A 21,597-nucleotide genomic window follows, 5' to 3' on the forward strand; every position below is an offset into this window, starting at 1 on the left:
AAGTTTGGCGGTGCTCGCGACCCTGGACTGCCCCCGAAAAGTTGGACAGTTTTAGCTAGCAGCTTGAGCCCTGTAATCGACAGGGCTTAGGCCGTTTAACCTCAGCTTGATGCGGTCATGGTTGTAGTAGCGGATGTACTCGTCCAGACCGGTGGTCAGCTCTTCGATGCTCTCAAACCGCTTCAAATAGAAAAACTCAGACTTGAGCGTGCCGAAGAAGCTTTCCATAGCGGCGTTATCCAGGCAATTTCCTTTGCGCGACATGCTCTGCTTTACCCCACGCTGCTCAAGTTTTTCGCGGTATTGGCGCTGCTGATAATGCCATCCCTGATCAGAGTGGATGACCAGCTTCGGCTCCTTTCCCAAGCTACTCAGGGCTTTTTCCAGCATGTTCCCCACCAGCTCATAGCTTGGGCGGCGAGCGATCTCGTAGGCCACGATCTCACTGTTGTACAAGTCCATCACTGGTGAGAGATAGAGCTTTTGCTGAGCCACTTTAAACTCCGTTACGTCAGTTACCCACTTCTGATTGGGCCGCTGGGCAATGAAGTTTCGCTCCAGCAGATTCTCGGCAATCCTGCCTATTTCTCCTCGATAGGACCGATACTTTTTAGGCCGCACGACCGCCCGCAAACCTTGGTCGGCCATCAGCCGCTCCACAACCTTCTTGTTCACCAGGATGCCTTGATTCTTGATCGCAAGCGTCACACGCCGATACCCATAGAGCCCTTTTTCCTTGTGATAGACCTGACCCACCAGCTCTTTCAGATCGGCGTGTTTATCCGGCTTTTGAAGGCTTTTGAGCTGGTAGTAGAAGGTGCTGTTCGACAACTCGACCAGGGCCAACAACGCTGACAGCGGGAATCGGGTTCGGAGTCTGGAGACGATCAGCGTTTTTTCTCTTGCCTTCGTTCCTTCTCCTCTCTCAAAGCCTTCAGCTCCTTTAGGACAGCGTTCTCCATGCGCAGATACTCGAGTTCTGCCATGAGCTGATCTCGCGGCTTCAGCGCGTCGTCAGTGTCAGTGGGTTTGAGTGGCTTGATCTTCTTGGACACGTCGGCAGACTTTTTTCGTTGAGTGGCAGTAGAGGTGGCAAGGTTGCCACTGTAGTACTGGTGCTCCCAAATGCCTACCCGGGAGGACTGTCCCAAGCCGAAGTGAGCTGCCGTTTGACGCAGGGAAAGCCGATGCTCGCGCATGTACTGCACGACCCTGCGCTTGAAATCGATGTCGTAGCGCTGACCGTGAGGTATGGGACTGATAGTGGAACGGGCTTTATAGCTCGCCACCCAGCGCCTCAGCAGGCTGAAATCGATACCGAAATGCTGGGCTACCTTTCGGAAACCATCGGTGCCCTCCAGGTAGGCAGTGATGGCTGTGAGCTTGAACTGCTCGGTGTACTTACTCATAACTCCCCCAAGGGTTGGATTAGTCTCCAACTTCTTGGGGGCAGTCCACCCTGTGGGAGCCGGCGTTGCCGGCGATGAGGCCCTGAAGAACAGCGGAGTTATCCAACCAGCAACCCAGCCTTGCCCATCCACCAGTTCCAACCTAGTCCAGATCCCTCTACCCTGCGGTTGATGTTTTTTTCACATCCGGGCCACTATATTGGCCACCCTTGTTGGGGAGTAGCCTGCTCCTGACCCTCGGTCATGAGCGTTCGCGTCAACATTCTCGGCAGCAGCCGTGGCGTGAACACCTTCTGGTTGGCGAGACCAACGATGCAGCCATGCCTGGAGTCGGGCGTGTGGTTGCGTCGTTGACTCATAGCCCGACTGGATAGAAACCGTGAACCTGATTTCCCTTTTCTTCCTCGCCATGGCGATGTCCACCGATGCGTTTGCCGCCGCCATCGGCAAAGGCTCCAGCCTGCATAAACCGCGTTTCAGCGAAGCCCTGCGCACCGGCCTGATCTTCGGTGTGATCGAGGCCATCACCCCCGTCGTTGGCTGGGGCATCGGCCAGGCAGCGGTGCGGTACGTGGAAAACTGGGACCACTGGATCGCATTCGGCCTGCTACTGGCACTTGGCCTTCACATGATCTACAACGGTCTCAAGCACGAAGACGAAGCCGAAGAAAAAGCCAGCCAGCATTCCTTCTTCATCCTTGCCGTGACCGCGTTCGCCACCAGCATCGATGCCATGGCGGTGGGCGTGGGCCTGGCCTTCGTCGACGTGAACATCCTGGTCGCGGCAGCGGCCATCGGCATGGCTACCTGTGTGATGGTGACTGTCGGCGTGATGCTTGGCCGCGTGCTCGGCGCGATCGTCGGCAAGCGCGCCGAGATCGCCGGTGGCGTGGTGCTGATGCTGGTGGGCGCGGCCATTCTTTATGAACACCTGACGGCGGTCTGATCCATGACTCGAAGCTTCTCTGTATTGCGCCAGCTAGTGCTTGCCGGCGTTGTGCTGGTCCTCGCCGCGCTGGGTTTCTTTGCCTGGCAGAGCTTCTACCCGGTGCAGGCTTCTGGCGACTGGAGCTTCCAGGTCGTCTACCGCGCCGTGCCCAAGGCGGCCTCCCTGGCGCCTTTGCCGGATGGCTCGTTGCTGGTCAGCCAGGAACTGCGAGGCAGCAAAGGCAGCATCGTGCGCATCCAGCCCGACGGCCAGCGCGAAACGCTGGTGGGCGGGCTGTCCAAGCCCGACGGCATGACCCCCGCGCTCGGTGGTTGGGTGTTCAGCCAGGAAGTGGGCGACGCGCCGGTCAGCCTGTTCAAGGACGGCCAGGTGACGCCGTTGTTCAGTGGCAACAATGTCCAAGGCTTGTGGAACGACGGCGAGGATCTCTACGCAATCGAGGATCGCAAGGGCGACGGCCGCCTGATGCGCTATCGCTGGAGCGACGGCTCGCTGACCGTGCTAAGGGAGGGTCTCACTGAAACCGAGTCGATTACCCGCTGCAGCGACGGCCGCCTGCTGTACAGCGAAAAGGACGCCGGCCTGGTCCGCCAGTTGACCGAGGACCGCAGCGACCCGGTGATTCTCAGCGGCCTCAACCAGCCCACCTTCCTCATGTGCGACCAGCGTGGCCTGTGGATAAGCGAGGACTCCACTCACCGCGCCCGCCTGCTGCTGGTGGATCCGCAGGGCGAGCAACGCACGGTGTTGTCCTTCCTCAAGGCGCCGCAATCCATCGTGGCTACCGGGCGTGGCACTTACCTGGTGGCCGAGGGCGGCCGCGATCGCGTGCTGGAGCTGCTGCCGCCGCCGTCCCCGCGGGGGTGAGGTGTATTTGCCGCGGCCTGGCGAATCGCGGCTACTCTTGATCGTTCCGGCCACGCCATCCGCAGCGTTCAGGAAACCTCATGATCAACGAACATTTCGACCGCTTCCTGCGGTCTGCCAAGGACGAACTCAAGGAAAAACAGCAACTGCTCGAAACCGAGCACCACCTCGCCGGCCACGCCCGATGGTCCTTCGACCAGGAGGCCGGTCTACTCGAAATGTACGACCTCGACGACAACAAGGTGGTCGAGGCCGATGTCATTCCCATCGGCAGCCATGCCGGCAATGAAAACACCTGGCGCTGGGCCTGGAGCAACGAAACGCTGCTGCCCCGGCACCGTGAACGATCAGCGCCGCTCAAGGCCCTGGGTGATCTCACCGGGCTGGACCTGTTCGTCTCGGAGCAGGCGTTCTCCATCGACGACGAACCCATGGCCTGGGAACTGGCGGCGATCAGCGTGAAGTACCTGAATGCGCTGGGGGTATATCGGGCGCCGTATGGGCAGATGAATTCGTTTCTGGCGCTGACGGGGGTCAGGCGGGTTGGAGGGTAGTGCTCCGGTGCGTCATTGAGCGGATAGATTCGCACAAGCCGTTCGGTCGCTTCTGATTTGTTGCGTGTTGCGCAACATGCTAGGCTTGCCAAATGATCAAATCATTTCAGCACAAGGGGCTACGGAAGCTCTTCGAGACGGGCAGTACTGCCGGTGTACAGCCCGCTCATGCCAAACGGTTAAGGTTGCAATTGTCTGCGTTGGATACAGCGCGAGCGATAGACGATATGGACATCCCGGGCTTTCGTTTGCACCCTCTAAAGGGAGTAAAACAAGGGCGCTGGTCGATCATGGTGAACGGCAACTGGCGGCTGACGTTCGAGTTTCGCGACGGAAACGCTTATGTTCTGGACTATGAGGATTACCACTGATGAACATGCATAACCCTCCCCACCCAGGTGAGTTCATCACCGATATCTACCTTGAGCCGAACGGCATCAGCGGTCGTGAGCTGGCGGAAAAACTGGGTGTTGCGCCCTCGACCCTGAGCCGCGTCTTGAAGGGCTCGAGCCGTGTTACTCCTGAAATGGCCTTGAGGTTGTCGGTAGCGCTTGGTCGGTCGCCGGAAAGCTGGCTGGCCATGCAGGATGCTTATGATCTGTGGGTCGCGCGCAAGCATGTCGATTTGCAGCGAGTGGAGAAGCTTGCCATCGCGTGATCGGGAAGCGGGACAACGGAAATTAAAAAGCCGGCTTGTGGCCGGCTTATAGGTTGTCCAGAAAACTCCACTGATTTTATAAGCGCTCCCGGTAACCATTGGGTTTTGCTGGGTTTTCCGTGTATGTTCGTCCACTAAAGGCCAGATGCCACCAATGAAAGCCAGCCTCCAAAGTATGGGCTGGGGTGTGGGCTGGGAGGATGGGGGTAGGGGAGGGCTCATGGGGAAGCTGACGGTCAAAAGGGTGGAGCAACTTGCCAAGGCTGGCGTGAAGGATATGGCGAATGATGGGAGCGGCCTGTACTTCAAGGTTGGAGAAACTGGAGGTACGAGCTGGATCTACAAATACAAGCTCAACAAGAAAACGACCGAAATGGGGCTGGGAGGTTATCCAGAAGTCTCGTTGTCGGATGCCCGCATCAAACATGCTGACGCGCGTAAGCTCCGGGCCAATGGCATCTGTCCCAGAACTGCCCGAGATGATGAGCAGGATCGCCTGATTACCCAGCGCCGCGCCGAGGATGCGAAGCGCGTGCTCTTCGAGCAGATGGCAAAGGAATATGCCGACGCTCATGGCCCTGGATGGTCTGAAAAATGGCGTAAGGGCTGGCTTAGAAAGCTGGAGCTGTATGCCTTCGAAGTGATTGGTGCGATACCTGTCGGAGAGATCGATACCGACCTGGTGCTCAAGGTTCTCCAGCCTATCTGGGCCACCAAAACGCGAACGGCAGATGAGGTGCGTGGGCAGATCGAGCTGGTTCTGGATGCTGCCAAGGCGCGCAATCTGCGTGATGGCGAAAACCCGGCTCGCTGGCGGGGCCATCTGGATAAGCTGCTGAACAATGCCGATAAAAAGAAGGCACGGATACGAGAGCACTTCGCCGCGATGAGCTGGAAGGAAGTGCCTGCGCTCATGCACCAACTGGCTGAAAGTGAATTCCGTGCCGCTGTCGCAGCTCGCTTGCTTATCTTCACCGCTGCTCGGGCTCAGATGGTGCAAGGTGCCAGGTGGTCGGAGTTCGACCTGGAGGCTGGCATATGGGCGCTGCCGGCCGAGCGTATGAAGATGAGGAAAGCCTTCACCATTCCATTGGCGCCGCAAGTCGTTGAGATGTTGCGGGTGTTGCCGCGTGTCGAGGAAAGTAACTTTCTCTTCCCAGGGCGAGGGAAGAGCGGGGTGATGCATACCAATGCCATTCGAAATCTGCTGCACGACATGGGGCATGGCGACATCACCCGTCATGGTTTCCGCAGTTCCTTCCGCGATTGGGCTGGCGAGGAAACGCATCATCCCCGCGAGGTTTGTGAGCTGGCGCTGGCGCATGACGAGCGGGATCAGACCGAGGGGGCGTATTCGCGCTCGGACTTGCTCGTTAAGCGCAGGCGGCTGATGAACTCGTGGGCAGCGTTCGTCACTACTCCCTATTTCGAGAATGTCGTCCCTTTTGAAACCAAGCACGCGCTGTAGAGACTGTAGACATGGATGGGAAGGTAGTTGCAGAACTGCTCCTGCTGTTCGCCAGTGAGGCGACGTTAGAGGGGGCTGAGCTCAGTTGGTCGAACATCGACCAATGGGCACAAGAACTTGATGCATGTGGCGGTGAGGAAAAAATTGCTTTCGAGGCTCTGGCGCTTGACCAGAGTGCGATGAGCACTCCAGAGAAAAGAGGGCAGTTCACGGGTGAGGTTAGCGTCAGCTTAGAAACCATACATTTTTTGGTTCACGACATTAGAAATGAGGTCAGCAACAAGATGACCACCCTAGCTCTTCGTGCCAAGCAGTACACGGTCGAAAAGAAACGTAAGGTTGTGGAGAAAAATCGAGAGAAGAAAGAGGTTCCCGACTGGCATCAGAAGGCGATTCGGCTGGCAGAGCAAGGGCTTCCCAACGCTGTCATAGCCGCACGGGTGAAGCATTCGGTTTCCCAGGTCAGGCGCGTTTTGAACAAGCAGGAAAAAAAGCGCGCACCTTAAGTTAACGTGCGCGTGGTCGTGCGTAGATTCCCTTTCCACGAATCCATTGAGCGCCACCAAGGTGCAAGGTTTGAGGGAATGAAACACTGTCAGCAAGATGTTCAACGTATGGTCGCGCAGCGGAGTTCTCGCCGGATTATTCGACTGAAAGAAACGGAGCAGCTTTGCGGGTTCCGGCGCAGCCACATCTACGCATTGATGAAGATGGGCGATTTTCCACGGTGCAGGCGGATCGGGGCAAGAGCGGTAGGTTGGGATTCGGTTGAAGTCGAGCAGTGGGTAGCTGACCGACTCCAGACGCCTCATTGAGTCTTGGCATTTTGTGAGGAAGTCACGGTTGTAATGGTGCTTACAGAAACGATATCGGCCAGCTATGTCTTTTCCCGTTTCGTCGCGCTAAAAACCTCGGGGAAACATTGCGATTTCTGCCCCTTTGTATGGGCTAAACGTCATGTGCAAACCCTGGCTTCAGCGGAATGCGGTTCATGGGTGAACAGTCGTTCAGGCTTGAATGAGCCCTGTGCTAGCCTCAATGGTGGAGCCGAGGCGCAAAGCGCTGCGCCTTTCTGCTCGGAGCTTTCATAGCTCCGGGCTTAGCCCGCGCTTGTAAACCCCTTTAAGTGAAATGCTCAGCTTTGTCATTGGTGGGGGCATCTGTTTTCGCGCATGTTACGTCTTGAATGATGATGAGAAGGTCATGACTCTGCTCATCCTAACCTTGTTCACGCCTGGGCACTGAGGGCGAACTCACACGCTGCTATCGGTAGGCTCAACTGCGTTAGGTCAGGTCATTTGATGAGGCTGGGCGCTTCGATGCGACAGCACTGGATTCAAAATCAGGAGGCAAACGCACGCTGATGTCTTCATCGCTGTGTTGGTATCGATATCCGAGCTACGCTTGAACTGTGCTTAGGAGCTAGCTTCCATGGTGATAAAAAGCAATCCTGATCCAATTGCTGAGCAACTCCGCCTTTGTGATGAGGCGGCCACGTTTCTGAGAAATTACCAGGAGGCGAAGGGAAAGTTGCCTCCAGAGGAATTGGAAAAATTACGTTTAGTCGCTGAGTTTCATTACGCTGCCATCAGTGCATATATTCTCAGGTCCCACGGTCTGAATGATGAAGCTCCCAATTGACATAACACACCTGCGAACGCGGAGGTGCGTCTTATGTCTCTACCACCCTGACGACCTCTGCGGCTCCTCCTTTGCGTATTCCACCCGGCCCTAGAGTGCGCTTGCTGGGCGATCACACCTTGGACCAACTGGAGCGTTAACGACCCGCTTGTCGTAAGGCCACGACTTCCAAGGCAAGACAAGATCGGACCCTTCGAGCCTTCCACCGGGCCGGTGAGGGCTGCGGGGAAGGGGAACCTTGAGGGGCGAGAGCCTCTCAAACGGCCATATTTCTGCGCGAGTATCTCAGTCTACCTCCCGCAGGCCATGATCTGCCTAGGCGCCAGCGGTGCTTGCACGCGGGAAGGGAGCTCCTGAAAAAAGATTAATTGATCATCAATTGATGGTATTCGGGTAAGCGTCTATAGTGCATGTCCTACGAGGAGCGGCCCATGAAAACCTATCTGCTGAAGCTACTAGACCCCACTCAAGACCAACTCAGCTCGGCTGCGGTAGCAGCGAACGCTATGGAGGAGTTGGCGGAGGACCTAGAAGAAGCAGTCTATAGTCCCGATCGTCTTGATATTGATAGGCTATCAAGAGACTTGCTGGAGATGAGCAGTTCTCTAATCCGCTCACTGCCTGAAAAAGCAAAGAGTGTAATCTCAGGTCGATCGAAAGAGTCATCGGATTTCGATAAGCTATTTCTTATTGGGCAACTGACTTTTGCACAGCATTTTGCTTCTGTAATCGCCTCAAAGCGCCCGCAAAAAGAATTTATGGAAGTTATGGAGGCAGATTGGGTAGCACCATATTTAGATGCTCTCTATTTCCAAGATCTTTCATCTGGTCAGCTAGCTGAAGTGATTAAGTGTGAAAAAGCGACAGTTAGCAGAAATTTGAGAAAGTTGCGTGAGGCTGGCGTGGCTGATTTTAAGAAAAAAGGCAAATTTACTATTAACTATCTGACCAGTGCAGCGATGGAAGTATGGTCGGCAGTTTTAAGTGACGCTCCAACGAATCAGGTAGAGGGGCTTCGAGCTAAGCGTAATCGGCTAGAGGATGGTACTGAGCACGAGTACACCAATATTGCTGTGCGCGAAATGATTGAATCTCTTACTGGAAAGAGTACGTCTGACTTCCTGAGTAGTATGCCAACTATGGATGCGCCCGCATGAAGAATAAGAAAAATAGCGGGCAGATATATACGTTCTATTCGTATAAAGGTGGGGTTGGTCGTACCATGGCCCTCGCGAATTTTGCCTTTATAGCGGCCTGGAATGGTAAACGTGTGTTGATTATGGACTGGGACCTAGAAGCTCCAGGGGTAGCATATTACTTCAGAGGTTTACTTGAGAAAAAAACAGCGAAGGAGATCAAGCAGTCCGCAGGTGTTTTAGATATACTTTGGGAGTGGTCTTTTGTAACCGAGAGCATGGATAGTGAAAAGGAGTTGAAAAAATTCCTGCGACCATTTGAGAGTGGTCGAGCGTTCTCTGAAAAAGTTAAAAGTTTGATTGATAAAACCCTTTTTGATATTGAGCTTACTATTGACTATATCGGGGCTGGTGCTAAGGAGGTTAATACTCCTGAGCCGGTGCCGTATGAAGAGGCACTTGCAACATTTTCGTGGAAAGAATTCTACAATGAGAAAGCAGGTGGGTATCTTCTTGAGAACTGGATCTCCTGGGCGAAAAGTAACTACGATTTAATATTAGTAGACAGTCGGACCGGGTTGGCGGATGTATCTGGAATTTGCACCATGCAGTTGCCGGATAAGGTGGTGCTCTGCTTTATTCTCAATAGACAGAATATTGATGGTGTAGCTAAGGTCGCATCTGCAATTAGGGCGAAGAGGAAAGAGCAGGTTGAGCTAAAAGCTTATGCTATGCGCGTGTCGCAAAGAAAAACCTCCGAGGAGGACGACGCTCGTGCCCGTGCTATATCTGAACTAAGTAGAATAGGTGGGTTTTCCACTGCGTTCATGTCAGATACGCTAAAGAATCTCTCCATTGTTGCTGACGATAATATCCCATTCTACGAGACGCTTTCGTTTTTTAATACATCGGATCCAGAAACCGATACTCTGTCCTTGAATTATTTGAGGATGGCTAAAGACTTGCTTGGCTCCGAAATGGTTATGCCAAAATTTGAATCTGACTTTATTGGGCTTATGCGTCGGCGTCTTGAACCCACTCAGGCTACAGTCGATTATATTATGGAGTTGACTAGCGCTCAAAAAGACCGAGCGGAGCTTGAACTTGAGAATTTGGTTGAAAAGGCAATTCAGTCTGAAGCTGACGGCGATGACATTAAGATAGATTACATAAGGGCTATTATTGAGGCAGTAAAGGTAGTCGTTGAGGCGGAGAATCCTGCGTCTGGTTATTCTCTAACTAGTAGGATACTTGACCTCCTTCGCTCTCAAAGCGAAGGTAGCCCGGAGTGGAAGCGGCTATTTTCGTTTGAGTTGGTTCGACATTTTGAGACCTATAATGTTTTTTTAGAGGCGGATGAGTCTTTAGCTCTTCTTGATGAAATAGATTCACTATATTCACAAGACCCGACTTATAGGAGCACCCTGCAAAGGGTGAAATACAAGCTTAGGTCTGTCAGCATTTATTTAGAGTCTAATAATACGGAAAGTGCAGATGCTGCGATTGTGGAGGTGGAAGCGCTAATTTACGAACTGAGAAGTTTGGGCAGCGCCATACTAGAATTCTCAGAGGAGATTTGGGAAGCTGAAATTGAGCTGCTTCTCAAAAAAAGCGATATTGCACTGCTCGGTGGTAACATTGAATACGCTGTTTCATGTTGGTTGACTGGTTTTGAAAGCGCTGTATCAAAACCTTTGAGCGAAGTGGCTTACAGGTATCTCTTTGAGTTTTCTAGTCGTTTAAGCAACGCGCGACCCCCGCATTTAAATCTAAGGTCTGCGTCGGACTATGCGATAAATGCAATTAAGTTTAGTGGCTATGGTTCGTCTTACGCTCTGTTATCTAATCTTCCTCGGCTGATAGCAAATGCAAGTGTCTACGAGAACCCGCTTCTTATCAGTGAGATCACTGATGCTCTAACTAGTTTCAGTTCGTTCCGAATCCAGGCGGCAGTATATTATGGTAGAGCAGGAAGAAGCCTAGTCACATTACTGGAGTCTGTGACCAAGCTAGTTGATATGTCTGTTTTGGCAAAAGATAAGCCTCAGGCTGCTCTATTGTTCTGGGCTGAGGTAGTGGATCAAATTCTCATGCATTACAATAGGCGATTTAAAGCGGCAAGTATAAGAGGAGTGTCGCATTTGTCTGCTCCAATTAAAGTGATGATTGATTCTTTTGAGCGGGCAGGTATCGATACATTCAAATTTATGCACATGACTGTCGCTAGGTCGTACTCTAAGAATGGCGATGACAGCCCAGAGAGGGGCGTGTAGTGAAGCGCGAAATAAATACCATTCTTGCTCAGCTCAAAGTGGTTAATATTTTCCATGGGCTTTGGCATATTGCGCTTCAATGGCCCACTGAAGAGCAGACTCTGGCAACGCAAGATAAAAGTCGTGAAGCTTTATTTTCGAAATTTTTGCAAGGCGACGATGAGGGGGAAGTCTGTAAAAAATTGAGAGCTTATGTTTCGAAGCATATAGGGCGGGCTTCTTTAGATGACACGCGTGGACTAGTGCTAGACATCATGTCGGCAGTTGACCTTGCTTTTTCGCAGATTCATCCAAGGAAACAATCGGCGGGAGGTGTTCTCCGGCCCAAGCCAGTCAAAGGCTGGCTAAAAGAGTATCGCACCCTTCGTAGGGATGCCGGATCTTATATGGAAGGGGAGGCTGACAGGGTAATTCCTCGTGGTCCACTTGCTAAGGTCGCACGCTCTAAGGACGCGGCCTATGCTACAAATCTCGAAGATTGGTTTTCATTTCTCAGTGTTGTACCAATTGTGTATGAGTGCCGTGGCAGAAAAATCAGAACTGAGGTTAAGGTATTAAATAAGTCTGGGGTTATGGGCTTCTCAAGAGACCCAGAACAGAATGATGATGTTTCCGTTATTCCTATTGCAGAAGCTTCCGCTGAGTTGGATATTAGATGCTCAACTCGAAATTCTAAGCATTTTGCACGGTATCAATCCGCAGATCCTAAGGCAGTAGTAGATAGAGTTTTAAGTATATTAGGTGTTGAGGATACTCAGGGGCCATCCATATCGCTGGCGCCAGAGCTTCTGGTTGACACGTCTACCGCAGATGATATTGCAGCTCGTTATGGGGAGATCGCTCATCCGCCTCGTCTTTTTGTCTGCGGTTCGGGGCATACTCAGGAAGTGAAGGCGGGACAGGCTTGGAATGAGTCGAGAGTAATTAATATTGCAGGTATTGAACTCTGGCGCCAGAGGAAAATTTGGCCGGCATCGATGGATGGAGCAACGGCGAGAACTTATAAACTGACGGACCCCACACCTGGTCATCTCCATGAAGATAATTGCGCCGGAGATAAGCTAGTGATTGCGGATCTAGATGATCTCGGCCGCTGCTTGATTATGATATGTCAAGATTTCGAGGCGACCTCTCTCGCTGAGGTTGTTATTAGGTGCTATCAGCCCGACTGGGTATTCGTTCCTATTCTGGACAGAAGCGTAGATGTTGGGAGATGGGGGCACTCACGCGCATTTAATTTGAGTGGGCTTTCTCAGGCAAGATTCATAATAGTATCCAGTACAGCGCTCTATGATCGTTGTAAGGGGGGTAGTAGCGGGAAGATGTCTGGTGCTCAAGCCTGTGGGCTCCTTGTCAGTCCTAAAGTCGGAGAAGAGGAAGACTCAAGGGTCTATAGAAGCTTAATTATTCCCGAAGAAGCAACGCAAAGAACTATTCGAGTTTCGTGGAAACCGAAAGGTAAAGGCTGGAAGAAAACAACCATTAGCTGAATTTTAATTTTATGCGGGCGCCTGAATCGCTCTATTTGCGTGCAATTTATTTTTGGTTTTTACTGGTTTCTAGTAGGTGACGGGTTGGCTCCGTATTTAATTTAATAGTGGGAGTCGATCTAATTAAATTCATCGACAGGGTGGGCGGCTCTCCTCTAAATCTCGGAATAGCCCTTCTGGAAGTGGAAGCTTTTCCTTCTATTACGCTACATAAGTGTCTGAATCGCTCGCCGTTGACTTTCGGTGATGTACACATTGTTTTGGTCGATGCGTCGCAGCCACTCAGATCCCGAGATTCTATCGCCGCATCTAACTAAGTGCCCGTGCCGATCAACCATCTCTTTAAGCAAGTCAATCATCTCAGGGTAGGACGGCCCCCCGTCGAATCGAATGCTGAGCCATCCCAGCCGCGAACGGCGAATCCAAAAATCGCAAGCGCTTCGCCGTCCAGATCCTGCCGTCTGACCATTTCCCTGCTCACCGCCCATTTCCCCTCCATCCCTGAGACCATCCCGATTGGCGGAATTGCGCCTGAAGCAATCCGCCGCTCAGCGAATGTTCTCACAAGGAAAAATAATGTGCGAAAATTTTTCCTTTGTAACTTTGCCCTGCTGGAAACCCATCCACAGAATCGCCGGATGAATATCGGCGCAGCTATACGCAAGGTTCGACTTGAAAAGGGGCTCACTCTGGAGGCTGTCGCTCTGGAGGCGGGGACTTATGCGGGCAATCTGTCCAAGATCGAGAGATCGCAGCAACTGCCGTCCCTAGAGCTGCTGCACAAGCTCAGCCACGCACTGGGCACGAAAACGTCCGAGCTGTACGCTGTCGCGGAGTCCGAGTCGGAAGGTGGCGAAGAGGCTGCATCTGATCAGAGCAACGAGGTGATCCTTGTGCGGCGGAACTTTCAGGCGCTCACTCCCAAGAATCGCAGACTCGCCATCGAGTTCCTGAAGCTGTTGGGGCAGTCACAGGACGAAGCCTGACGAAACCCTCAAACTCCCCAATGCTCTCCACTCCACGCGCACAGAGCGGCTACAGAGAGCCTTATGGTGGCGATCCAGCTCAACTGGTCACTACTGGTAGTGAAGGAATGCAGAATGCCGCCACCGTATGGGCCAAAGTATGGGCTGGCAGTGGTGGTCTAGGCGGGAGCCCCGTGAATCAAGGGCTGTAGAAATTAAAAAGCCGGCTTGTGGCCGGCTTCTCGGGGACAGTTCTGGCTGGCTTTTGGCAAGCCGCAACCGCCTTCAAATCGTTGGACGGCACCGCAGGGTGGTGCCGTATGAGCGAGGGCTGTGTGAGACCTCGCCCGGCCCGTGAGATGCAAGCGGCATTCAGGGCTGAGGTGGCGCACAGCATACTGGGAATGACTCGCAATGCCCAGCAAAAAATGCACTCCGGCGCTTCAGTCCGGCCTTTCGCTGCGATATTGCGCCCACCAGAACACCCAGCCCAGCACTTCCAGCTGGTGGCCGCGGGATTGGCCGACACCATAGTTCTCGCAGGGAAATCCCTCGCTGTCGTGGCTGTGCAGGCGCAGAGCGCCGTTGCTGCGCTTGCTCAGGCTGTTGATGCGTAACTGACCGTTGTGCAGTACGGCGTAGAGTTCGCCGTCTACCACCCGGGTCAGGCCGCGGTCGATGGCCAGGGGGGCGCCGTAGGGAATCAGCGGGGTCATGTTGTAGTCGGGCATGCTCAGGGCGATCGCCTGGCCGGGATCGACACCGAGGCGGTCAAGGGCGTGGCGCGGCAGGCGCAGGTAGCGTTGGTCGATGGGCTCGAGCTGGCGTGCGCGCAGTACATGGAACTGCAGGCGGACGTCGTTTTCGCCGTGGCAACTCAGGGCACTGTGCTCTGGCGGTTCGCTGCGCAACGGGCCGTTGCGGCTGCGATTGACCCGCGGTAGCGGCGAGCTGTGCTTGGGGCCTTCACCGGTACGAAGCCATTTGGCCCGCACGCAGAGCAGTTCGGCGATTTCATCGAGGCGGGCCTGGGGCACGCCGCGGTGGAACCAGTTGTTGACATGCTGGGGGGTTACCTTGCGTTGCGCGGCAAAGTCCGAAGCGCTCAGGTTGCACTCGCTCAGCAGGGCCTTCAATCGATCACCGGAAGTATTCATGGGCGTCGAGTCTAGAACCCAAGCGCGAGGCTTCCTATAAACATTGAGTTGAGATGTTTCGGGGAAATGATGGAGGCGTGATTACAGCTGTTGCCCATATTTTTGTAGGAATTTTCGCTAATTCTGCATAGGGCCATTTGATCGAATGGTTTTCATACCAATGCCCATAAAAAAGCCCCGCGAATGCGGGGCTTTTTACACAACCGGACTTAGCCTTTGTAGGCAGCGACCGACTTGCTGATCTCGGCGCGGGCGGCGTCAGCATTGCCCCAGCCGTCGATCTTGACCCATTTGCCTTTCTCCAGATCCTTGTAGTTCTCGAAGAAGTGCTTGATCTGCTCCAGCAGCAGCGCTGGCAGGTCGGTGTATTCCTTCACGTCTACGTACAGCTGCGACAGTTTGTCGTGCGGTACGGCGATGATCTTGGCGTCGCCGCCACCATCGTCGGTCATGTTCAGGACGCCGACCGGACGGGCACGGATCACCGAGCCTGGAGCGACCGGGTACGGGGTAACGACCAGCACGTCCAGGGGATCACCGTCGTCGGCCAGGGTGTTCGGGATGAAACCGTAGTTGGCCGGGTAGAACATAGGGGTGGCCATGAAGCGGTCAACGAACAGGCAGTCGCTGTCCTTGTCGATCTCGTATTTGATCGGCGCGTGGTTGGCCGGGATCTCGATGGCGACGTAGATGTCGTTCGGCAGGTCTTTGCCAGCCGGGATCTTGCTGTAGCTCATTGGGCGTTGCCCCCGTGTTTGACCAAAAATTGGCCGCGATTATAGGCACATTCCAAGGCCCTTGCCACGCCCGCCCCGATGCTTGACCGATTCACTCCGCGGCTTCTTTGTAGCCGGGATGCGTGGCCTGCAGCTGTTGCAGGCGGGCCAGGGGATCCTGGCGATAGAAGCCGCGCAACTGGGCGTAGACTTGGGGATAGGCCTGGGCCAGCAGGTCGGGCGCACTGAAGAAGTATTCGCTGGTGACGGCGAAGAATTCCGCCGGGTTTTCCGCTGCGTAGGGATCGATGGCGGTTTCGGCGTCGGGGTTGCGGTCCAGTTGGGCGTTGAGGTCGTCATAGGCCTGTTGCATGGCCGTGGCCCAGTCACCGACGCGCATGTCGTTGTGCAGCGGCGGCAGGCCGTTGGCGTCACCGTTGAGCATGTCCAGCTTGTGCGCCAGCTCGTGGATGACCAGGTTGTAGCCTTCCCAGCCACCGCTGGAGAGCACGCCGGGCCAGGCCATGATCACCGGGCCCTGTTGCCAGGCTTCGCCACTGTGCTCGGCGTCCCACTCGTGTTCGATGCCGCTGCTGTCGCGGTGGCGCTGTGGGCTGAGGAAGTCGTCGGGGTAGAGGATCAGTTCGTGGAAACCCTGGTACCAGTTCAGCGCGCCCAGGTGCAGCAACGGCAACTGCGCCTGGGCCGCGAGGAACAGGCGCTCGCCGTCGTCCAGCTCGACCCCGGGCAGGCAGGTCAGGTGCTTGTCGCTGAGAAACAGCACACAGGCCTCACGCAGCCAGCGGTCTTCCGCGTCGCTGATGCCGTCGAGGATCGGCAGGCGCTCGCGCACCTGCTGCCACAGATCTGGATCGACCGGATGGCGTTCGAGCGTGCGGCGCCGACGCCAGGCGCTGAAGCTCCACATGATCGCCGGTCAGTGCGCCTTGGCCTGGCTGCGGCCCAGGCGGCCACGGACCACACCAATGATCACCGGGACCAGCGACAGGAAGATGATGGCGACGATCATCAGCGACAGGTTCTGCTTGATGAACGGCACGTTGCCGAAGAAGTAGCCCAGGGTCACCAGGCCGCCGACCCAGAGGATGGTGCCGGCCACACTGAAGCCGAAGAAACGCGGGTAGGACATTTTCGCGATGCCGGCGACGAACGGCGCGAAGGTGCGCAGGATCGGCAGGAAGCGCGCCAGGGTCACGGTCTTGCCACCGTGGCGCTCGTAGAAATCGTGGGTCTGCTGCAGGTAGTCGCGGCGGAAGATCTTCGAGTCGGGGTTACGGAACAGCCGTTCCCCGGCGGTTCGTCCGATCACGTAATTGGTGCTGTCGCCCAGGATCGCCGCCAGCATCAGCAGGCCGCCCAGCAGCACCGGGTCCATGCCGCCGCCCGCGGCCACGGCGCCGGCGATGAACAGCAGGGAATCGCCCGGCAGGAACGGCATCACCACCAGGCCGGTTTCACAGAAGATCACCAGGAACAGGATCGCGTAGATCCAGGGACCGTAGTTGTTGACCAGCAGATCGAGGTAGGCATCGAGATGCAGAATGAGGTCCAGCGGGTTGAAATCCATGTACAGCACCTTGTTCAGGACCCGGCTTTACGGGCATGCGATGGCTGGCAGTGCGGAGTGTGAGGTTTTTGCCCACAGGCCTGGGTAACGATTCACACAGTTGAAGGGAGGCATTATACGGCGGTGAGGGGATTCTGCTTACGCAGTTTGTAGCTGAATGTGCGGAGATTTGTGGTGCTCTTCATGGCCTTATCGCTGGCAACGCCCACAGGGACCGCATGCGCCGCCGGACCTGTGGGAGCTGGCGTTGCCAGCGATTGGGCCCTGAAGGTCGAATCAGTTGATCGGCAGTACGTAGCTCTTGAACTCGGTGTCTTCGCGAAAGCCGATGGACTCGTAGGTGCGCATTGCCACCTCGTTGTTGCTGCTGGTCGAGACCCGCATGCGCACGGCGTTGGTTTCCTTGGCCATGCGCTTGGCCTCGCGCATGAGATGGTCGGCCACCAGCATGCGCCGGGAGTCCTCGGCCACGTAGATATCGTTGAGAATCCATACCCGCTTCAGCGACAGCGAGGAAAAGCTCGGGTAGAGCTGGCAGAAACCCATCAGCTTGCTGTCGTCATCGTCCGGCAAGGCCAGGTAGATGACCGACTCGCCTCGTTCCAGGCGTTTTTGCAGGAAGGCGCGGGAGGTATCCGGATACGGCAGTTCGCCATAGAACTCGCGGTATTTGACGAACAGCGGGGCGAGCAGGTCCAGGTGCTCAAGGGTTGCTTGGATGATTCGCATAAGCAGGCCTCGTGTTTCGTAGGGAATGGCGGCGAATCTCGGGCAGCCGTCGCCCCAGATGCTGCCTAAAGCGGAAAAAAAGCGCAATCGACGAAAAAGTAGCCCTCAGTCAGGACTTTCCAAGCAGGAAGTTTCCGTTTTGCTGCGGGTTCGTTTCCGTTTCCAGAGTCTGAACCTGGGCCTCGTCCTTCAGATTCACCCCCGATAGCTGCCGCCGACAGGCTTCTCGCATCAGGTAGACCAGACGGTGCGCGGCCATGCCATAGCTCAGGCCCTCGAGGCGCACGTTGGAGATGCAGTTGCGGTAGGCGTCGGTCAGGCCGACCCTGGGGTTCCAGGTGAAATACAGGCCAAGGCTGTCCGGCGAACTGAGCCCGGGGCGTTCGCCGATCAGGATCACGGTCATGCGGGCGCCCAGCAGTTCGCCGATTTCGTCGGCCACCGCGACCCGGCCTTGCTCCACCAGCATCACCGGCGCGGTAGACCAGCCATCGGTGGCGATCTGTTCTTCCAGGCGGGTTAGCAACGGCAGGGTATGGCGATGCACGGCGAGCGCGGACAGGCCATCGGCCACGACGATGGCCAGGTCCACGCCACCCGGATTGCTCCGCGCATGCTCGCGCAGCAGCTCGGCGGAGTCTTCATGCAGGCGCCGGCCGAGGTCGGGGCGTTGCAGATACTGGTGACGGTCCTGCGCGGCACTGCGCAGCAGCAGGCTATCGCGACCGCGTTCCTGCAGTTGCTCGCGCAGGCCGGCGTGGTCGAACGGCAGGTGCACGGCATCACGGGCCTGGGCATGGGCGAACTGGAAGTCCAGCTGGGCCTGGGTCGGCAGGCTGGTACCGGTGCGTCCCAGGGCGATTCGCGCCGGTGTCAGGCGGCGCAGTTCCAGCCAGGGGTTGTCGGTGGGCGTCGGTTGCTTGTCCATGGGTCGCTCGCTTATCCCAGTTGCGCCAGGGCCTGGCGGAAGGCTGGCGGCAGGTTGTCGCCGAAGCGCACGCGGCCGTCCGCCTGGGTGAAGATGCCGGTACGGGCCAGCCACGCCTCGAACTCCGGTGCCGGCTTGAGGCCCAGGGTCTGGCGGGCATAGAGGGCATCGTGGAAGGAGGTGGTCTGGTAGTTGAGCATGATGTCGTCGGAGCCCGGGATGCCCATGATGAAGTTGATGCCTGCCACGCCCAGCAGGGTCAGCAGGGTATCCATGTCATCCTGGTCGGCCTCGGCGTGGTTGGTGTAGCAGATGTCGCAGCCCATGGGCACGCCGAGCAGCTTGCCGCAGAAGTGGTCTTCAAGGCCGGCACGGATGATCTGCTTGCCGTTGTACAGGTACTCCGGGCCGATGAAACCGACCACGGTGTTCACCAGGAACGGCTTGAAATGCCGGGCCACGGCGTAGGCACGGGTCTCGCAGGTTTGCTGGTCGACGCCGAAGTTGGCGTTGGCCGACAGCGCGCTGCCCTGGCCGGTTTCGAAATACATCAGGTTCTGGCCCAGGGTGCCGCGGTTCAGGCTCAGGCCCGCTTCATAGCCTTCCTTCAGCACATTCAGATTGATCCCGAAACTGGCGTTGGCCGCCTCGGTCCCGGCGATGGACTGGAACACCAGGTCCAGCGGCACGCCGCGGTTGATCGCCTCGATCGACGTGGTGACATGGGTCAGCACGCAGGCCTGGGTAGGGATGTCGTAGCGCTGGATGATGGCGTCGAGCATCTCCAGCAGGGCGCAGATCGAAGCGATGCTGTCAGTGGCCGGGTTGATGCCGATCATGGCGTCGCCGTTGCCGTAGAGCAGGCCGTCGAGGATGCTCGCGGCGATCCCGGCCGGCTCGTCGGTGGGGTGGTTGGGCTGCAGGCGGGTGGACAGGCGCCCGCGCAGGCCCATGGTGCCGCGAAAACGCGTGACCACGCGGATCTTCTGCGCCACCAGCACCAGGTCCTGCACGCGCATGATCTTCGATACCGCGGCGGCCATTTCCGGGGTCAGGCCCGGGGCCAGGGCACGCAGGCTGGCTTCATCGGCGTGATCGCCGAGCAGCCAGTCGCGCAGGCCGCCGACGGTGAGGTGGCTAACCGCGGCGAAGGCCTGCTTGTCGTGGGTGTCGATGATCAGCCGAGTAACTTCGTCGTCCTCGTAGGGAATCAGCGCTTCGTTGAGGAAATGGCTCAAGGGGATGTCGGCCAAGGCCATCTGCGCCGCGACCCGCTCACCGTCGTTGCTGGCGGCGACCCCGGCGAGGAAGTCGCCGGAGCGGGCCGGGCTGGCCTTGGCCATTACTTCCTTCAGGCTGTCGAAGCGGTAGGTCTGCTGGCCTGCCGTATGTACGAAACTTGCCATGTGCAATCTCCAGAGCGCCGCCGTTTGACCGGCGGCGCAGTATTTCGGTCAGTGCAAGGCCTCTTCGGCCTTCTGGATCGCGGCGAACTCTTCTTCCGGCGTGCCGGCCACCAGGTGGTGGCGGCTGTACAGGGCGAAATACGCAATCAATACGCCATAAATGATCGCAGCGCCGATCACTACCCGCGGATCCACCAGGAAGCCCGCCACTACGGCGATGCAGGCCAGCACCAGGGCCACGCCCGAGGTCAGGATGCCGCCCGGGGTGCGATAAGGACGCTCCATTTTGGGGCGTTTGATGCGCAGGGTGATATGCGCGGCCATCATCAGCACATAGGACAGCGTAGCGCCGAACACCGCCACGAGGATCAGCAGGTCGCCCTGGCCGGTTAGCGACAGGGCGAAGCCGATGATTCCGGGGATGATCAGGGCCAGCACCGGAGCCTTGCTTTTGTTGGTCTGCGACAGCGCTCGCGGCAGGTAGCCGGCGCGGGACAGGGCGAAGATCTGTCGGGAATAGGCGTAGATGATCGAGAAGAAGCTGGCGATCAGGCCGGCCAGCCCGACCAGGTTGACGAAGCCGCCCATCCAGGTCGAGCCGCCGTAGGCCTTGGCCAGGGCCTCGACCAGCGGGTTGCCGGAGCTTTTCAGGGCTTCGGCGCCGGCACCGCCCGGGCCGATCACCAGGATCAGCAAGGCGAAGCTCAGCAGCACCAGCATGGCGCCGATCAGGCCGCGAGGCAGGTCGCGCTTGGGGTTCTTGGTTTCTTCGGCGGCCAGCGGCACGCCTTCGACGGCGAGGAAGAACCAGATCGCGTAGGGAATCGCCGCCCACACGCCGACATAGCCGAACGGCAGGAAGCTGCTGGCGCCGGCTGCCTGGGTGGGCGCTATGTCAAACAGGTTCTTCGCATCGAAGTGCGGCACCATCGCCAGCAGGAACACGGCCAGGGCGATGGCCGCGACGGCGGTGATGATGAACATCAGCTTCAGCGCCTCGCCGACACCGAAGATATGGATGCCGATGAAGACGATGTAGAAGGCCAGGTAGATCATCCAGCCGCCGATGCCGAACAGCGATTCGCAATAGGCGCCGATGAACACGGCGATGGCGGCCGGGGCGATGGCGTACTCGATCAGGATCGCCGTGCCGGTGAGGAAGCCGCCCCAAGGCCCGATGGCACTGCGGGCAAAGCCGTAGCCGCCGCCGGCGGTGGGAATCATCGAGGACAGCTCGGCCAGGGAGAAGCACATGCACAGGTACATCGTGGCCATCAGCAGGGTGGCGAGGAACATCCCGCCCCAGCCGCCCTGGGCCAGGCCGAAGTTCCAGCCGGCGTAGTCGCCGGAAATCACGTAGGCGACACCGAGGCCGACCAGCAGGACCCAGCCGGCGGCGCCTTTTTTCAATTCACGTTGCTGGAAATAGTCGGAACCGACCTTTTCGAAATCTACGGAAGAACCTGCCGGGGATCCGGCGGAATGATCGCTTGGCATGGGGAGTCACCTGTTGTCTTTTTTTGAGTGGTGAGCGTGCTGCAGGAAGCGGGCCAGAGCGCTTGGCCCAGGATTTTCAGGTTTGACGCTGACCCCTGTGGGAGCGGGTTTACCCGCGATTGCGATGGTGAACCCACCGCCGTCATCGCGGGTGAACCCGCTCCCA

22 protein-coding genes and 1 riboswitch are annotated in these 21,597 nt (G+C 56.8%); of the genes, 13 read left to right on the forward strand and 9 right to left on the reverse strand.

Features of this window, described 5'->3' with window-relative positions; translation table 11 throughout:
* Window positions 1–51: 51 nt before the first annotated feature.
* Window positions 52–1,409, reverse strand: a protein-coding gene (locus ACPFMA_RS03355) for an IS3 family transposase (RefSeq protein ID WP_425928249.1) whose coding sequence is annotated in 2 segments (ribosomal slippage) — window positions 52–933 and window positions 936–1,409 — 1,356 coding nt in all. Because the reading frame shifts where the segments join, the coding sequence is not laid out codon by codon here.
* Between the two features lie 207 nt (window positions 1,410–1,616).
* Window positions 1,617–1,785: riboswitch (yybP-ykoY riboswitch) on the forward strand.
* A gap of 3 nt (window positions 1,786–1,788) precedes the next feature.
* Here ACPFMA_RS03355 and mntP point away from each other — a divergent pair.
* From mntP to ACPFMA_RS03420, 13 genes are all read left to right on the forward strand, one after another.
* Window positions 1,789–2,355 (forward strand): manganese efflux pump MntP, encoded by a 567-nt coding sequence (mntP, locus tag ACPFMA_RS03360; RefSeq protein ID WP_064302076.1) that lies wholly within the window; start codon window positions 1,789–1,791, stop codon window positions 2,353–2,355.
* A gap of 3 nt (window positions 2,356–2,358) precedes the next feature.
* The gene (locus ACPFMA_RS03365) at window positions 2,359–3,225 is read left to right on the forward strand and encodes a hypothetical protein (RefSeq protein ID WP_425929685.1); all 867 of its coding nucleotides are present in this window, start codon (window positions 2,359–2,361) and stop codon (window positions 3,223–3,225) included.
* An 80-nt stretch (window positions 3,226–3,305) separates the two neighbouring features.
* Window positions 3,306–3,779: a DUF6882 domain-containing protein gene (locus ACPFMA_RS03370; RefSeq protein ID WP_064302074.1), complete on the forward strand. Its 474-nt coding sequence runs from the start codon at window positions 3,306–3,308 to the stop codon at window positions 3,777–3,779.
* Between the two features lie 92 nt (window positions 3,780–3,871).
* Complete coding sequence (locus ACPFMA_RS03375; protein WP_064302073.1) at window positions 3,872–4,150, forward strand: type II toxin-antitoxin system RelE/ParE family toxin; 279 nt, start codon at window positions 3,872–3,874, stop codon at window positions 4,148–4,150.
* Window positions 4,150–4,437, forward strand: a complete 288-nt coding sequence (locus tag ACPFMA_RS03380) for a HigA family addiction module antitoxin (protein WP_064302072.1) — start codon at window positions 4,150–4,152, stop codon at window positions 4,435–4,437. Before ACPFMA_RS03375 ends, ACPFMA_RS03380 begins: the two co-directional genes overlap by 1 nt.
* Before the next feature lie 220 nt (window positions 4,438–4,657).
* Entirely contained in the window at window positions 4,658–5,905 is a 1,248-nt protein-coding gene (locus ACPFMA_RS03385; protein ID WP_425929686.1) for a tyrosine-type recombinase/integrase, read from the forward strand.
* 11 nt (window positions 5,906–5,916) lie between these two features.
* Window positions 5,917–6,411, forward strand: a complete 495-nt coding sequence (locus tag ACPFMA_RS03390; RefSeq protein WP_425929687.1) for a hypothetical protein — start codon at window positions 5,917–5,919, stop codon at window positions 6,409–6,411.
* Between the two features lie 108 nt (window positions 6,412–6,519).
* Window positions 6,520–6,720, forward strand: coding sequence for an AlpA family transcriptional regulator (locus ACPFMA_RS03395; RefSeq protein ID WP_425930567.1), 201 nt, complete (start codon window positions 6,520–6,522; stop codon window positions 6,718–6,720).
* A 616-nt stretch (window positions 6,721–7,336) separates the two neighbouring features.
* Entirely contained in the window at window positions 7,337–7,546 is a 210-nt protein-coding gene (locus ACPFMA_RS03400; RefSeq protein WP_425929688.1) for a hypothetical protein, read from the forward strand.
* A gap of 431 nt (window positions 7,547–7,977) precedes the next feature.
* A complete protein-coding gene (locus ACPFMA_RS03405; protein WP_425929689.1) occupies window positions 7,978–8,703 on the forward strand; it encodes a helix-turn-helix domain-containing protein in 726 nt (241 codons plus the stop codon).
* The gene (locus ACPFMA_RS03410) at window positions 8,700–10,955 is read left to right on the forward strand and encodes a KGGVGR-motif variant AAA ATPase (RefSeq protein ID WP_425929690.1); all 2,256 of its coding nucleotides are present in this window, start codon (window positions 8,700–8,702) and stop codon (window positions 10,953–10,955) included. Before ACPFMA_RS03405 ends, ACPFMA_RS03410 begins: the two co-directional genes overlap by 4 nt.
* Window positions 10,955–12,445 (forward strand): hypothetical protein, encoded by a 1,491-nt coding sequence (locus ACPFMA_RS03415; RefSeq protein WP_425929691.1) that lies wholly within the window; start codon window positions 10,955–10,957, stop codon window positions 12,443–12,445. Before ACPFMA_RS03410 ends, ACPFMA_RS03415 begins: the two co-directional genes overlap by 1 nt.
* Before the next feature lie 323 nt (window positions 12,446–12,768).
* Entirely contained in the window at window positions 12,769–13,431 is a 663-nt protein-coding gene (locus ACPFMA_RS03420; RefSeq protein WP_425929692.1) for a helix-turn-helix domain-containing protein, read from the forward strand.
* A 422-nt stretch (window positions 13,432–13,853) separates the two neighbouring features.
* Here ACPFMA_RS03420 and ACPFMA_RS03425 read toward each other — a convergent pair whose 3' ends face one another.
* The 8 genes from ACPFMA_RS03425 to eat form a co-directional block, all read right to left on the reverse strand.
* A complete protein-coding gene (locus ACPFMA_RS03425) occupies window positions 13,854–14,567 on the reverse strand; it encodes a LexA family transcriptional regulator (protein ID WP_037059688.1) in 714 nt (237 codons plus the stop codon).
* Between the two features lie 209 nt (window positions 14,568–14,776).
* Window positions 14,777–15,304, reverse strand: coding sequence for an inorganic diphosphatase (gene ppa, locus ACPFMA_RS03430; protein ID WP_009397414.1), 528 nt, complete (start codon window positions 15,302–15,304; stop codon window positions 14,777–14,779).
* Window positions 15,305–15,395: 91 nt separating this feature from the next.
* Window positions 15,396–16,211, reverse strand: a complete 816-nt coding sequence (locus ACPFMA_RS03435) for a zinc-dependent peptidase (protein ID WP_064302069.1) — start codon at window positions 16,209–16,211, stop codon at window positions 15,396–15,398.
* A 9-nt stretch (window positions 16,212–16,220) separates the two neighbouring features.
* Window positions 16,221–16,871, reverse strand: a complete 651-nt coding sequence (locus tag ACPFMA_RS03440; protein WP_064302068.1) for a DedA family protein — start codon at window positions 16,869–16,871, stop codon at window positions 16,221–16,223.
* 276 nt (window positions 16,872–17,147) lie between these two features.
* A complete protein-coding gene (locus tag ACPFMA_RS03445; RefSeq protein ID WP_009397409.1) occupies window positions 17,148–17,600 on the reverse strand; it encodes a GNAT family N-acetyltransferase in 453 nt (150 codons plus the stop codon).
* Window positions 17,601–17,709: 109 nt separating this feature from the next.
* Entirely contained in the window at window positions 17,710–18,528 is an 819-nt protein-coding gene (gene eutC / locus ACPFMA_RS03450) for an ethanolamine ammonia-lyase subunit EutC (protein ID WP_064302067.1), read from the reverse strand.
* Between the two features lie 11 nt (window positions 18,529–18,539).
* Window positions 18,540–19,934, reverse strand: a complete 1,395-nt coding sequence (locus ACPFMA_RS03455) for an ethanolamine ammonia-lyase subunit EutB (RefSeq protein WP_064302066.1) — start codon at window positions 19,932–19,934, stop codon at window positions 18,540–18,542.
* 48 nt (window positions 19,935–19,982) lie between these two features.
* A complete protein-coding gene (gene eat / locus ACPFMA_RS03460) occupies window positions 19,983–21,431 on the reverse strand; it encodes an ethanolamine permease (protein WP_425929693.1) in 1,449 nt (482 codons plus the stop codon).
* Window positions 21,432–21,597 lie beyond the last annotated feature (166 nt).

The organism is Pseudomonas sp. NyZ201 (genome assembly GCF_049860765.1).
Taxonomy (GTDB): Bacteria; Pseudomonadota; Gammaproteobacteria; order Pseudomonadales; family Pseudomonadaceae; genus Aquipseudomonas; species Aquipseudomonas bharatica.